13 protein-coding genes and 1 pseudogene are annotated in these 14120 nt (G+C 51.5%); 5 read left to right on the top strand and 9 right to left on the bottom strand.

Annotation, left to right across the window (positions count from 1 at the left end; all coding sequences use genetic code 11):
- Positions 1-132: 132 nt before the first annotated feature.
- The gene (gene ahpC / locus ACYVJG_RS04710) at positions 133-696 is read right to left on the bottom strand and encodes an alkyl hydroperoxide reductase subunit C (RefSeq protein WP_460430028.1); all 564 of its coding nucleotides are present in this window, start codon (positions 694-696) and stop codon (positions 133-135) included.
- A 296-nt stretch (positions 697-992) separates the two neighbouring features.
- Between ahpC and argS the strand changes: the two genes are divergently transcribed.
- Both argS and ACYVJG_RS04700 read left to right on the top strand, forming a co-directional pair.
- Complete coding sequence (gene argS / locus ACYVJG_RS04705; protein WP_460430027.1) at positions 993-2708, top strand: arginine--tRNA ligase; 1716 nt, start codon at positions 993-995, stop codon at positions 2706-2708.
- Between the two features lie 146 nt (positions 2709-2854).
- Positions 2855-3778: an Rpn family recombination-promoting nuclease/putative transposase gene (locus tag ACYVJG_RS04700; RefSeq protein ID WP_460430026.1), complete on the top strand. Its 924-nt coding sequence runs from the start codon at positions 2855-2857 to the stop codon at positions 3776-3778.
- Positions 3779-3975: 197 nt separating this feature from the next.
- Here the strand turns inward: ACYVJG_RS04700 and ACYVJG_RS04695 are convergent, their stop codons facing one another.
- On the bottom strand, positions 3976-4425 hold the full coding sequence (locus ACYVJG_RS04695; protein ID WP_460430025.1) for a hypothetical protein: 450 nt from the start codon (positions 4423-4425) through the stop codon (positions 3976-3978).
- Between the two features lie 253 nt (positions 4426-4678).
- On the opposite strand from ACYVJG_RS04695, the gene ACYVJG_RS04690 reads away from it, so the two are divergent.
- On the top strand, positions 4679-5827 hold the full coding sequence (locus ACYVJG_RS04690; RefSeq protein ID WP_460430024.1) for an RNA-guided endonuclease InsQ/TnpB family protein: 1149 nt from the start codon (positions 4679-4681) through the stop codon (positions 5825-5827).
- Positions 5828-5934: 107 nt separating this feature from the next.
- Here the strand turns inward: ACYVJG_RS04690 and ilvD are convergent, their stop codons facing one another.
- The 3 genes from ilvD to recA all read right to left on the bottom strand — a co-directional run bounded on the left by ilvD (position 5935) and on the right by recA (position 9424).
- The gene (ilvD, locus tag ACYVJG_RS04685) at positions 5935-7791 is read right to left on the bottom strand and encodes a dihydroxy-acid dehydratase (RefSeq protein ID WP_460430023.1); all 1857 of its coding nucleotides are present in this window, start codon (positions 7789-7791) and stop codon (positions 5935-5937) included.
- Between the two features lie 124 nt (positions 7792-7915).
- Positions 7916-8356, bottom strand: a complete 441-nt coding sequence (gene recX, locus ACYVJG_RS04680; RefSeq protein ID WP_460430022.1) for a recombination regulator RecX — start codon at positions 8354-8356, stop codon at positions 7916-7918.
- Positions 8357-8359: 3 nt separating this feature from the next.
- Positions 8360-9424 (bottom strand): recombinase RecA, encoded by a 1065-nt coding sequence (gene recA, locus ACYVJG_RS04675; RefSeq protein ID WP_460430021.1) that lies wholly within the window; start codon positions 9422-9424, stop codon positions 8360-8362.
- Positions 9425-9599: 175 nt separating this feature from the next.
- Here recA and hrcA point away from each other — a divergent pair, with 175 nt between their 5' ends.
- Positions 9600-10622 (top strand): heat-inducible transcriptional repressor HrcA, encoded by a 1023-nt coding sequence (gene hrcA, locus ACYVJG_RS04670; RefSeq protein WP_460430020.1) that lies wholly within the window; start codon positions 9600-9602, stop codon positions 10620-10622.
- Positions 10618-10754 (top strand): annotated as a pseudogene (locus ACYVJG_RS04665) (IS481 family transposase); the annotation flags it as partial. The gene hrcA and the pseudogene ACYVJG_RS04665, both read left to right, overlap by 5 nt.
- Before the next feature lie 30 nt (positions 10755-10784).
- On the opposite strand, the gene ACYVJG_RS04660 reads toward ACYVJG_RS04665, so the two are convergent.
- The 4 genes from ACYVJG_RS04660 to ACYVJG_RS04645 all read right to left on the bottom strand — a co-directional run bounded on the left by ACYVJG_RS04660 (position 10785) and on the right by ACYVJG_RS04645 (position 14060).
- Positions 10785-11378 carry an RNA-guided endonuclease TnpB family protein gene (locus tag ACYVJG_RS04660; protein WP_460430130.1) on the bottom strand — a complete coding sequence of 198 codons (594 nt, stop codon included), beginning with the start codon at positions 11376-11378 and terminating at the stop codon, positions 10785-10787.
- 488 nt (positions 11379-11866) lie between these two features.
- Positions 11867-12034, bottom strand: a complete 168-nt coding sequence (locus ACYVJG_RS04655; RefSeq protein WP_460430019.1) for a transposase — start codon at positions 12032-12034, stop codon at positions 11867-11869.
- Between the two features lie 168 nt (positions 12035-12202).
- The gene (gene pdxH, locus ACYVJG_RS04650) at positions 12203-12844 is read right to left on the bottom strand and encodes a pyridoxamine 5'-phosphate oxidase (protein WP_460430018.1); all 642 of its coding nucleotides are present in this window, start codon (positions 12842-12844) and stop codon (positions 12203-12205) included.
- Positions 12845-12878: 34 nt separating this feature from the next.
- Positions 12879-14060 carry a benzoate/H(+) symporter BenE family transporter gene (locus tag ACYVJG_RS04645; protein WP_460430017.1) on the bottom strand — a complete coding sequence of 394 codons (1182 nt, stop codon included), beginning with the start codon at positions 14058-14060 and terminating at the stop codon, positions 12879-12881.
- Positions 14061-14120 lie beyond the last annotated feature (60 nt).

Raw genomic sequence — 14120 nt, 5'->3', positions numbered from 1 at the left:
AGGATTACACATAAACAAGCATTCTTCTTTGATAAAAATGCTGGTTTATGTGGCAAATAGCATGATGTTTTTTGCTTAACAACAGCGGGTGTTGCCACCCGCGTTGTATCTAAACCGTAGACCGACTGGCGCTTAGATCTTGCCAACTAAGTCCAGCGATGGTGCTAAGGTTTTTTCGCCTTCTTTCCATTTTGCTGGGCACACTTGGCCTGGGTTGTTTGCGACATATTGTGCGGCTTTCAGCTTACGCAGTGTTTCGCTGACGTCACGAGCGATGGCGTTGTCGTGCACTTCCAATGTCTTGATCACGCCTTCTGGGTTGATGATGAAGGTGCCGCGCAGTGCCAAACCTTCTTCAGGAATATGCACACCAAAAGCATTGGTCAGTTGATGTGTTGGGTCACCGATCAGCGGGAACTGTGCTTTGCCAACAGCTGGCGAAGTTTCGTGCCACACTTTGTGCGAGAAGTGAGTATCGGTGGTCACGATATACACTTCAGCGCCAGCTTTCTGGAACTCAGCATAGTTGTTCGCTGCGTCTTCGATTTCAGTTGGGCAGTTAAAGGTGAAAGCGGCTGGCATGAAAATCAGCACTGACCACTTGCCTTTCAGATCGGCTTCGGTCACATCAACGAATTTGCCATTGTGGAAAGCAGTGGCTTTAAAAGGTTTCACTTCAGTGTTGATCAAGGACATTCGGGTTTCTCCTGTTGGGGTTTGACAGAACAACTTGTTGATGGGATGGATCTTAACCAGATTATTTTGATAGCTCCAATTGATTGTTTGTATAACAACCATTGCTATTAACTATCCACATCCCTCATCAGCACCACGTCACTTGCGCTGTGCCACAGATTATCGGTGCATCTAGCAGGAATCCAAGAGCACACAGAAACGAGAATTGTGTTTGCAAAAACGGTACAATTCGCCCAATCTTTTTTCAGGTCGGCACCGCTGTGGGCGGTGCTTTGATTTTTCTGGACTTATCTATCATGACATTGTTGCAACTTCTCGACCAACGCGTTTGTACCGCCCTTACTGCCGCTGGAGCCAGCCAAGCACAGGCGCTGATCCAACCGGCTTCACGTCCTGAATTTGGCGATTACCAAGCCAATGGGGTGATGGCCGCCGCTAAACAGCTAAAAATGGCCCCTCGTGCCCTCGCACAACAAGTCGTTGATACACTCGATTTAGCGGGAATTGCCAGCAAAATTGATATCGCCGGCCCAGGTTTTATCAACATTACCCTCGATAACGCTTTCTTAGCCCAACAACTTCAACAAGCAGCACAAGACTCACGATTGGCAGTAGCACCGGTGGCCGCGCCGCAAAAAGTGATGGTGGAATATTCCTCCCCCAATTTGGCAAAAGAAATGCACGTCGGCCATCTGCGTTCGTCCATCATTGGTGACGCGTTAGCGCGAGTATTGGCATTTTTAGGCCATGATGTCATTCGTGCCAACCACGTCGGCGATTGGGGCACCCAATTCGGGATGTTGACAGCGTATTTATTAGAACAACAAAGCGCCAGCAGTGATTTAGCGTTAGATGATTTAGAGACTTTCTATCGCCAAGCCAAAATTCGGTTTGATGAAGACGAGCAATTTGCCGAACTAGCACGTGAATATGTGGTGAAGCTGCAATCAGGCGATGCCGCCGTGTTAGCCTTATGGCAGCAATTTGTTGAGATTTCGTTGTCCCATTGTCAAGCCGTTTACGACCGCCTAGGAGTCAGTTTAGATCGCGCTGCAGTGCGAGGTGAGTCGGCCTATAACGATGATTTGCCGCGTATTATTGATGATTTACGTGCAAAAAACTTGTTGGTGGAAAGCGATGGCGCACAGGTGGTCTTTTTGGAGGAGTTTAAAAATCCAGAAGGTGAGCCACAAGCGGTCATTATTCAGAAAAAAGATGGGGGCTATTTGTATGCCACCACTGACCTAGCCGCTATTCGCTACCGCCATACGGTATTAAATCTCGACCGCGCATTATATGTGGTAGACGCACGGCAGAGCTTACATTTCCAACAGATTTTCACCATCGCCCAAAAGGCGGGTTATAGCGCCAATATGGTGTTAGAACATATTGGATTTGGCACCATGATGGGTGAAGACAATCGCCCATTCAAAACCCGTACGGGTGGCACGGTGAAGCTAATTGATCTACTCAATGAAGCAGAACAACGTGCCTTTGAACTGGTCAGCAGCAAGAACCCTGAATTAGATGAAACACAACGCCGCCGGATTGCTCAGGTGGTGGGGATTGGCGCAGTGAAATATGCAGATTTGTCCAAACACCGCAACAGCGATTATGTGTTCAATTGGAACACCATGTTGTCGTTTGAAGGCAATACCGCACCTTATTTGCAATATGCCTACGCTCGTGTCGCATCTTTATTCCGTAAAGCAGATGATTTTGATGCAGCTTGTGAGCTGGTGTTGCAAGAGCCGGCCGAGCATCAGTTAGCTGTGCAGTTATTGCAGTTTGCTGATGTGTTAAAAGATATTGCGCGTGATGGTACACCTCATTTCTTGTGTCAATATCTGTATCAGTTAGCAACGCTGTTCTCTCGTTTCTATGAAGCCTGCCCAGTGTTGAAGAGCGAAGGTCAATTACGACAAAGCCGCCTGAAATTGGCACGCTTAACAGCAGATACGTTGAAAACAGGGTTGGGGTTGTTGGGGATTGAAACCCTCGAATCGATGTAACCCTACTTTGGGGCGCATCATGCGCCCCAAACAAGGATCAATACCAAGTCGGCAAGGTTAAGTTACCGATGCTTAACAAACCTAATAACATAAACCAACCCAACGGACTACAATTAACCATATCACCCTCAGCCCCGACTCCAATCATGCTGCCGCTGCTCGACCCGAAGAACGATTACATTTTCAAACGTCTCTTTGCCCAATCACCCGAATTGCTATCCGATTTGATCAATAGCATCCGCTACGATCAACCACCGATTACGATTACGGATATTCTCAACCCCAATATCTCCGGTGAAGACCTTCACGCCAAAGAAATCGTGTTAGATGTCTTAGCGAAAGATGGGTTTGGGGTGCAATACAATATTGAAATTCAGGTGCGGAAACAGACGTATTGGGGAGAGCGAAGTTTGTATTACAGTTCGCGTCTTATCAGCGAACAGTTAGAAAGCGGTCAATCCTATCGCGAGATGAAGCATGTGATTTGTATTCATCTACTGGATTTTGATTTATTCCCTGAACACCCAGAACAAGCCTCATGGCGGTTTGAACTGCGCGATCAACATATTCCCGATGTTGTCCTCACCAAAGCACAGCAAATTGATATTCTGGAATTAGACAAAGCCGACCGCCTCCAACTGGCCCCAACAGCATTAAAGAATTGGGTCGATCTGTTTGAACACTGGCAGGAGCAACATATCATGGCACAGCTGACACACACACCAGTAATGACTGTTTTGCAATCCCTAGAGCAAATGAGCCAGACCAAGGAAGAACGGTTACGGGCATTGGCGCGAGAACGGGCGGTGTGGGATTACAACACAGAGATTCAAGTGGCAGAAGAACGTGGTGAGCAGCGAGGGTTGGAAAAAGGCATGCAGAAAGGTATTCAAAAAGGCCGCGAAGATGGCATGCAAACCCTCCTCCGAACATTGATCGAGGCGCGGTTTAGTCAGCCATTACCGGATTGGGTGTTGTCGCGGTTACGGGCAGCGACGCCGGAGCAGTTGCAGCAGTGGGGAGTGTCGTTAACACAGGCGCAGCGGTTAGAGGATATTTTCGAGGGTTGACTCTATCTCATCCTGAAACCCATAGTTAGTTTGGCAGGGGGGGTTGTCCACCAAAATTCATATCATCCAGAACAGCCAAAAAAACCGCCCCACCGAATCAAAGGCGAGGTAGCGGTGTTTTGCCGTTTTTTTACCGATGTCGTGGGCACAAAAGCGGTGCCCACACGACCAAACTATTGTGGGTTTGTTGGGTTGTCTCATTCGGTTGGTTTTAGGTTAATACCCTCAATTGCTTGCACAATTTTCTTGTTGTTATCACAACGAACAGAAGCCAGTTGCTTTTGTTTAACCGTGACATTCACACCCGCTTCAATGGGATGTTGGTCATCCAAACGATCGACGCCCCAAAACACGCTATACACCGTATCACCATTCGGAATATCCACTGCATACGATACATAACGGCCTACGCCCTGCCATTGATACGTTGATGCTGCCGCACGCGGCACTTGCACCACAATTTCTGGGGTTTGAGTTGGCTTACCAAACGAATACACCATGGTTTTTCCAGCATCACACAACTCAATCAGCTTCCCTTTAGTCGTGGTACAAGTAAATACTGTTTTACTACCAGCGTTACATTGTGCCCATGCGGGTATGGCCAGCATCGCAACTAAAGCCGCTGCCAATAAACATCCTTGTTTCATAGAATCTCCGTAAGGAAACCCCTGACTTGAGTCAGGGGAGGAATTGCGGGTGCGCGAAGCGCACCATGTGGTATAAACTGTGACGTATGGTCGATGTTGTCACAAAACGTAATTACTTCTATCAAACGGCCTACCATGTGATCTGGTGCCCGAAGTATCGGCGCGACGTACTGATTGGCGCGGTGGCATCAGCGCCGAAACCATCCGTCGCTACATCGAGCGTTGCGAGCATGTCACCAAGAGGCGATAAGCGATGATGCGCACGGCGTCGATTCGGCTTGATACGACGGCGGAACACGCGGGCCGTCTTGCAGCACTTCAAGTGGCCTATGCGGACGCCTGCAACCGTCTTGTTCCCATCGTGCGCGAGCACCGTCTCTACAACCGCGTCGGTCTGCACCAGCGAGCCTATACGATGCTGCGCGAAGCGACGCCGCTGGGCAGTCAGATGTGCTGCAACGCCATCTTCTCGGTCTGCAAGGCGTACAAGGCGCAAAAAGAACTCGGGCGCATCAGGAAGGACGCACCCATCCCCGACATCCGCTTCAACCGCACCAGTGTCCACTTCGACAAACGCACCTACACCCTCAAAGGCAAGACCGTCTCGCTCTATACCCTCGATGGGCGTATCACCGTGCCGTTGCGTCTCGGCGAACACCAGCGCCGCATCCTCGAATCCGGCCAGCCGAAGGAGGCGGAGCTGGTCTTGCGCAACGGGCAATGGTTTTTCAACCTCGTCGTCGAGCAGGGCGACGTTGAACCCGTGGCATCCGGCCCCGTGATGGGCGTAGATGTCGGAGAAAACAATCTCGCTGCCCATAGCTTGGGCAAGGTCTTCGGCGGCGAGCATCTGCGCGACAAGCGCGACCGTTACCTTGCCCTGCGCCGTCGTCTTCAGTCCAACGGCAGCCAGAGCGCGAGACAAAAGCTCCGGCAGGTCTCCGGCAAAGAGGCGCGGCGTGTGAAGCACATCAACCACCAAACGAGCAAGGCCATTGTTCAGGCGGCGATCCAAACCGGTGTCGCCAAGATTACGATGGAAGACCTGACGCACATTCGCTCTCGCATCAAGGCGGGCAAACGCATGCGTGGCCGCCTGCACCGATGGGCGTGGCGGCAGTTGCAAACCTTCGTCGAATACAAGGCCAAGGCAGCAGGCATCGCGGTCGAATACGTCAACCCGGCCTACACCAGCCAGACCTGCTCGTGTTGTGGAGGATTGGGGAAGCGCTCGAAACATCGTTTCGAGTGCCCTCACTGTGGTCTGCGGGCGCACAGCGACTTGAATGCAAGTCGGAACCTTGCCCGCATTGGCGAGACCGCCGTCTCGCCAAGGGCGGCTGTAAATACGCCTGATGTTGGGAGTGTCGATAGGGGTAACCATGTCTGCGCTTCACAATAAAGCCTTCGACTTCAGTCGAGGGTTATTTACCTTGCCTCCCCAAACATAAAAAAACCGCAAAAAACCGAAGTCTTTTGCGGTCGTTGCTAGCTCATCAATGCTACGACTCAACGGCGTTCAATCTGAGACACATCGCGCACAGCACCCGTATCCGCACTGGTTGTCATTGCGGCATAAGCACGCAACGCCGGACTGACCACGCGATCACGGTCAACCGGTTTCCATGCTTGAGCACCACGCGCTTCCATTGCTGCACGACGGCGTGCCAATTCTTCATCACTGATAGCCAAGTGAATCGTCCGTGCTGGAATATTGATTTCTAAGGTATCGCCCTCTTCCGCCAAACCAATCACGCCCCCTTCGGCGGCTTCTGGGCTCACGTGACCAATCGACAGGCCAGAGGTCCCGCCAGAGAAACGACCATCGGTTAACAAGGCACACGCCTTACCCAAACCTTTTGATTTGAGGTAACTGGTGGGGTAGAGCATCTCTTGCATCCCGGGCCCACCTTTCGGGCCTTCGTAGCGAATCAACACCACATCGCCCGCCACCACTTGATCGCCCAAAATTGCTTCGACGGCATTATCTTGGCTTTCAAAAATGCGTACACGACCGGTAAAAGTCAAAATAGATTCGTCCACACCAGCGGTTTTCACAATACAACCGCGTTCCGCAATATTGCCGTACAACACCGCCAAACCGCCGTCTTGTGAATAAGCGTGTTCTTTGCTGCGGATACATCCTTCGGCACGATCGCTATCTAATTCTGGATAACGCATGCTTTGGCTAAACGCAATCGTCGTACGGACACCACCGGGTGCAGCACGATATAAGGTTTTTGCCGCTTCATCACAACTTGGGCGTTGAATATCCCAACGGTCGAGACTATCGCCCATTGTCGCGGCATGGACAGTTGGCACATCGCGATGAATCAAACCAGCACGATCCAGCTCACCCAAAATACCGATCACCCCACCCGCACGATGCACGTCTTCCATGTGATATTTCTGCGTCGCAGGGGCAACTTTTGATAAGCAAGGCACACGGCGTGAAATACGGTCGATGTCTTGCATGGTGAAATTGACACCCGCCTCACGCGCTGCTGCCAATAAATGCAATACCGTGTTGGTCGAACCACCCATCGCCACATCCAAACTCATGGCATTTTCGAATGCTGCGAACGTGGCGATATTGCGTGGCAACACGGTGTTATCGTCTTGCTCGTAATAGCGTTTTGCCAGCTCAACAATAGTACGCCCAGCTTGTAAAAATAATGCTTTACGATCAGCATGCGTCGCCACTAAGGAACCATTGCCGGGTAACGACAAGCCGAGTGCCTCGGTTAAACAGTTCATCGAATTAGCAGTGAACATACCGGAACAGGAACCGCAAGTTGGACATGCAGAACGCTCAACGGCAGCCACTTCTTCATCACTGACTTTATCGTTGGCAGCTTCGACCATGGCATCAACCAAGTCGAGTTTGCGAATCTCATCACCCCATTGCACCTTACCGGCTTCCATTGGGCCGCCAGAGACAAAAATCACTGGGATATTAAGACGCAAGGCGGCCATCAACATGCCGGGGGTGATTTTGTCACAGTTGGAAATACACACCAGCGCATCAGCACAGTGGGCATTCACCATATATTCCACACTGTCTGCAATCAAATCGCGGCTTGGTAAGGAATACAACATACCGCTGTGCCCCATCGCAATCCCGTCATCAATCGCAATGGTGTTAAATTCTTTGGCAATGCCGCCGGCTTTTTCAATTTCTTTGGCGACCAACTGGCCGAGGTTGTGCAGATGCACATGACCCGGGACAAATTGAGTGAAGCTATTGGCAATAGCGATAATTGGTTTACCAAAGTCGCTGTCATTCATGCCAGTGGCGCGCCACAAAGCGCGAGCCCCTGCCATATTGCGGCCATGGGTAGAAGTACGGGAACGATAAGCGGGCATAGCGACATCCTGTTACGCATACGAAAAACGCTATTGTGCGTCCGCCTAGTCTCGCTGAGCAAGCGAGAGAAGAAAGGAAAAATCGGCTAGGGCAGTGTCTGCCTGTCCTAGCCGACAGAAAAAGCTATTCGCGGGGTGGTTTCAATACCTGTTGCGCAACGTCAAAGGCAAAGCCACGGCTAGCAAGAAAGCGCATCTGTTTGGCGTATTCTTTTTGGTCTTGTGGCAGCTGACCAAACTTACGTTGCCATACCTCGCGCGCCCGACTGAGTTCATCTGGCAACGTCGCCAGCGCCTCAGTAATGTCTTCACGAGACACACCGCGTTGTGCCAAGTCTTGCCGCAACCGCAAACTGCCATGACGGCGTAGATGACTGTTCACCCACGCTTGAGCAAAACGCCGGTCGGACAACCAACCACGCGCCTGATAGTCATCTAACAATGCGGCCAGTTGTTGTTGCTCAAACTCGTTTGTGGTGTCTCGCACTAAACGTTGCCACAGCTCGGCGCGAGTGTATTCACGCCGAGCCAGCAAATTGAGCACTTTATCGCGTAATCCGGTCATCGCTTAATCTAACGGTGGAATGCCTTGGTCGTCATCCTCGCCTTCGGCAATTGCAGCAAAAACCGCCGGATTCACCCCAACTTTTTCGCGAATTTTATTTTCAATTTCTTGTGCAATCGCGGGGTTGTTACGCAGCCATTCACGCGCATTGTCCTTGCCTTGACCAATTTTTTGGCCGTTATAGGCATACCATGCACCTGACTTGTCAACGATACCGTTTTGCACCCCCAGCTCCACCACTTCCCCTTCACGGGAAATGCCTTCGCCATACAGAATATCAAACTCGGCTTGACGGAACGGTGGGCTCACTTTGTTTTTCACCACTTTCACCCGTGTTTCATTGCCAATGATGTCCTCGCCTTTCTTAATACCACCAATTCGGCGAATATCCATCCGCACTGAAGCATAGAATTTCAGTGCATTACCGCCGGTTGTGGTTTCTGGACTGCCGAACATCACACCAATTTTCATGCGGATTTGGTTAATGAAGATCACCAAAGTATTGGTACGCTTGATATTGCCGGTGAGTTTACGCAAGGCTTGACTCATTAACCGAGCTTGCAGACCCACATGGCTATCGCCCATTTCGCCTTCAATTTCGGCCTTCGGAACCAAAGCCGCCACCGAGTCAACCACGATGACGTCAATCCCACCGGAGCGCACCAGCATGTCGCAAATTTCTAATGCTTGTTCACCCGTATCAGGTTGTGAAATCAATAGGTCATCGACATGCACCCCTAATTTTTGTGCATAGACAGGGTCGAGCGCATTTTCAGCATCAATATAGGCGCAAGTACCGCCCAGCTTTTGTGCTTCTGCCACCACCTGTAAACATAGGGTTGTTTTCCCTGACGATTCAGGGCCATAAATTTCAACGACTCGGCCACGCGGCAACCCACCAACGCCCAATGCCAAATCCAGCCCCAATGAACCCGTTGAAATCACTTGCAAGTTTTCGGCAACTTGGTTATCGCTCATCTTCATGATCGAGCCCTTGCCGAATTGTTTTTCAATTTGTGCTAATGCAGCAGACAATGCTTTGCTTTTATCGCCCTGATCGATAGCCATAATGCCTCCGGAAAAAAATGAACCGCGGATCACGCCAAACAAATGACGTGAGAGCGAAGATTATCTCATAAGTCCGCGACAGGTCTTGTCGTTGCTTAAAATGGCATGATTTTGTCCAAGAAGTTTCTTCGACTGTGTTTTCTTTTGTCTTGCTTGCTGATTGAATTGTGTTGCCATGTTAAATGAACGCGCCCAGCTCTTACTCAAAACCCTGATAGAGCGCTATATCGCCGACGGCCAGCCGGTGGGATCACGCACGCTATCGCGTGTCTCGAATCTGGATTTATCTGCCGCTTCGATTCGCAACATTATGTCCGATCTCGAAGAAATGGGATTGTTGGCTAGCCCACATACCTCAGCGGGCAGAGTGCCGACGGCAAGGGGTTATCGCGTTTTCGTCGATCAGCTCATCACCATCACCCCACCCGAAGAGGCTGCCTTACAACAAATGCACAATGGCCTGCATCCTGATAGCCCTCAACGCTTGGCCGCTGCTGCGTCACAGTTGTTATCAGATTTAACCTGTTTTGCTGGTGTGGTGATGATGCCAAAACGACCAGATATGGCCTTTCGGCAAGTCGAGTTTTTGCGCCTTTCGGAAAAACGAATTTTGCTGATTTTGGTCACCCTCGATGGTGATGTACAAAATCATCTCTTACTGACTGCAAAAGACTACACCTCAAGTGAATTAATCGAAGCTGCTAACTATCTTAATCATCACTATGCCGGACAAGCGTTAGATCGTGTTGTAGCCGATTTACAGGCCGAGCTAGGCAGCCTACAAGACGATATTGCCAATTTGATGAACGCTGCCATTCGCGCAGGGCAACAAGCATTGCAAGACGACAGCCAAGCTGTGGTAATTGCAGGGGAAAAGCGTCTATTGGGCGTTGATGATTTATCGTCTAACCTGTCAAATTTGCGTGGCTTATTCGATATTTTTGAGCGTAAAACAGAATTGCTTCATCTATTGGAAAACAGTCGGCAAGCACAAGGTGTGCGGCTGTTTATTGGTGACGAGTCGGGGGTCATGCCGCTGGGGGAGTGCTCAGTCATCACCGCCCCGTACCGCATTAACAGTCAAGTGGTCGGTACCTTGGGTGTGATTGGCCCAACACGCATGGCCTATGAGCGAGTGATTCCTATCGTCGAAATCACCGCCCGTCTAGTCTCAGGGGCTTTATCAAACCCTGATTGACCAAACCATCAAAGACGCCACGGTGAAACGCTACTACTACCAGACACATGAGCAGTTAAAAGGCCATTGCAGACCTTTTTGATGGCCTACAATTTTGCCAGGCGATTGAAGATGCTAAAGGGTTTAACCCCTGTAAATAACCCTCGACTGAAGTCGAAGGCTTTATTGTGAAACGAGAGCATGGTTGATCCCATTTCCAACATCAGGCGTATTTACAGCCGCCCTTGGCGAGACGGCAGTCTCGCCAATGCGGGCAAGGTTCCGACTTGCATTCAAGTCGCTGTGCGCCCGCAGACCACAGTGAGGGCACTCGAAACGGTGTTTCGAGCGCTTCCCCAATCCTCCACAACACGAGCAGGTCTGGCTGGTGTAGGCCGAGTTGACGTATTCGACCGCGATGCCTGCTGCCTTGGCCTTGTATTCGACGAAGGTTTGCAACTGCCGCCACGCCCAGCGGTGCAGGCGGCTACGCATGCGTTTGCCCGCCTTGATGCGAGAGCGAATGTGCGTCAGGTCTTCCATCGTAATCTTGGCGACACCAGTTTGGATCGCCGCCTGAACAATGGCCTTGCTCGTTTCGTGGTTGATGTGCTTCACACGCCGCGCCTCCTTGCCGGAGCTTTTGTCTCGCGCTCTGGCTGCCGTTGGACTGAAGGCGACGGCGCAGGGCAAGGTAACGGTCGCGCTTATCGCGCAGTCGCTCGCCGCCGAAGACCTTGCCCAAGCTATGGGCAGCGAGATTGTTTTCTCCGACATCCACGCCCAGCACAGGGCCGGATGCCACGGGTTCAACGTCGCCCTGCTCGACGACGAGGTTGAAAAACCATTGCCCGTTGCGCAAGACCAGCTCCGCCTCCTTCGGCTGGCCGGAGTCGAGGATGCGGCGCTGGTGTTCGCCGAGACGCAACGGCACGGTGATACGCCCATCGAGGGTATAGAGCGAGACGGTCTTGCCTTTGAGGGTGTAGGTGCGTTTGTCGAAGTGGACACTGGCGCGGTTGAAGCGGATGTCGGGGATGGGTGCGTCCTTCCTGATGCGCCCGAGTTCTTTTTGTGCCTTATACGCCTTGCAGACCGAGAAAATGGCGTTGCAGCACATCTGACTGCCCAGCGGTGTCGCTTCGCGCAGCATGGTATAGGTGCGCTGGTGCAGACCGACGCGGTTGTAGAGACGGTGCTCGCGCACGATGGGAACGAGACGGTTGCAGGCGTCCGCGTAGGCCGTTCGCAGCGCGGCAAGCGCTCTAGCCTGTGCCGCGCTCAATGCCAGCCGAATCGACGCCGTGCGCATCATCGCTCCCTGTTTCCTCCGCCACCGCGCCAATCAGTACATCGCGCCGATACTTCGGGCACCAGATCACATGGTAGGCCGTTTGATAGAAGTAATTACGTTTTGTGACGACATCGACCATGCGTCACAGTTTATACCACAGGGTGCGCTTTGCGCACCCGCAATTCCTCCCCTGACTCAAGTCAGGGGTTTCCTTGCGGAGATTCTATGAATTCATCTGCAAAACCTGGACAAAAGAGCCTGAACGATTCAGGATCAATCCAATCCAGCACACCGTGGGACTAAACACCTAGGGAGCTAAGCGGCTACGCGCCCAGCCATCAGGGATGCGTTGATATAACACACGGTCATGCAGCCGGCTGGGACGGCCTTGCCAAAATTCAATTCGTTCAGGGGTGACGGCATAGCCACCCCAATGAGGGGGGCGTGGCACATGCAAGGGATGGCGCGCTGCAAACAAGGCGGCCCGTGTCACCAACTCGGTTTTACTGCTGATTTCGCGGCTTTGTTCCGACGCCCATGCCCCTAAACGGCTTTGATAGGGACGGCTGTTAAAGTAGGTATCTGACACCTCATCCGAGACTTTTTCAGCACGGCCTTCAATGCGAACTTGTCGTTCTAACTCAGGCCAAAAAAAGGTCAAGGCCACATCAGGATGGCTGGCAATTGCCTGCCCTTTACGGCTGTCATAATTGGTGTAAAACACCAACTGACCCGCTTCCACGCCTTTTAACAACACCATCCGCGCACTGGGTTTACCATCGGCGTTCACCGTAGCGAGGTGCATCGCAGTCGGCTCATGCACTTGCGAGGTAATGGCTTCATTGAGCCAAATTTCGAATTGTGCCACGGCATCGGCCAAACACTCTTCCGGCGACAATTCTTTCTTGCTGTAATCTTGGCGAATATCTGCCAAATTCGGTGTACTCATCGTCTGTCACTTTCTTTAAAGAATCCTGTTTTGCTTAGTTACGGCGTGGTTGACTGTGCAAAACCAAGCTGGCCACACCCCCCGCCACCAAGCCCCAAAAGGCCGATCCAATACCTAATAAGGTCAACCCCGAAGCGGTCACCAAAAACGTAATCAATGCCGCTTCCCGTTCTTGTTCATCGCGCATAGCGGTCGCTAAACCATTGCCAATCGTGCCGAGTAATGCCAATCCAGCAATGGCTAAAATCAAGGTTTTCGGCAATGCACTGAACAAAGCCGCAACTGTTGCCCCAAAAACACCGATTAACAGATAAAACACACCTGCAGCAATGGCTGCCACATAACGGCGTTGACTGTCTTCATGTGCTTCGCGGCCCATACAAATAGCAGCAGTAATGGCGGCGAGATTCAACGCATAGGCACCAAATGGTGCCAGCAACAGCGTCACAGTTGAAATCCAACCAATTAAGGGTGAAATCGGCGCTTCATAGCCCGATGCCCGAATGACCGCCACCCCCGGGATATTCTGCGAAGCCATCGTTACCATAAACAAAGGCAAGGCAATTCCCACCATCGCTGACAATGAAAAACTGGGCTCAATCCATACTGGTGTGGCTATCGCCAGTTCAAAACGTTCAAAGTGCAATTCACCTTGTGCCGCCGCCACAACCGTACCCACCGCCAACGCCAAAATTACCGCATAGCGAGGTAAAAATTTGCGCCCTAGTAGGTATACCACACACATACTCAACACCATCGATAGGGCATGTTGTAGCGAGACAAACACATCCAAACCAAAGCGCAACAACACACCAGCCAACATACCCGAGGCCAACGACAACGGGATACGCTTTAATGCACGCTCGAACCAACCAGAAAAACCACTCACCGCCATCAGCACAGCACACACAATAAATGCGCCAATCGCCTCAGCCATCGGCACCCCAGAAGCCGAAGTAATTAGCATGGCTGCCCCCGGAGTAGACCATGCGGTCACCACAGGTACACGGTAGCGCAATGATAAGACGATACAAGTCACCCCCATACCGATACCCAATGCCCACATCCATGACGCCATCTGGGCCGGCGTTGCACCTACGGCATGTCCCGCTTGAAACACCAATGCTGCCGAGCTGGTAAACCCAACCAACACCGTCACAAAACCGGCCAAAATAGCCGAGAGCGAGCAATCTCGCCATACATCACGCAATCGCATGCAAAACTTTCCTTTTTGTTTAAGTTGCAATTGAGACGAGTTCTCAATAGAATTCTGGCC

The sequence above is a fragment of the Aquaspirillum soli genome, assembly GCF_054781915.1.
The sequence above is the reverse complement of the archived record's forward strand: the minus strand, read 5'-3'. Positions and strand labels throughout refer to the sequence as shown.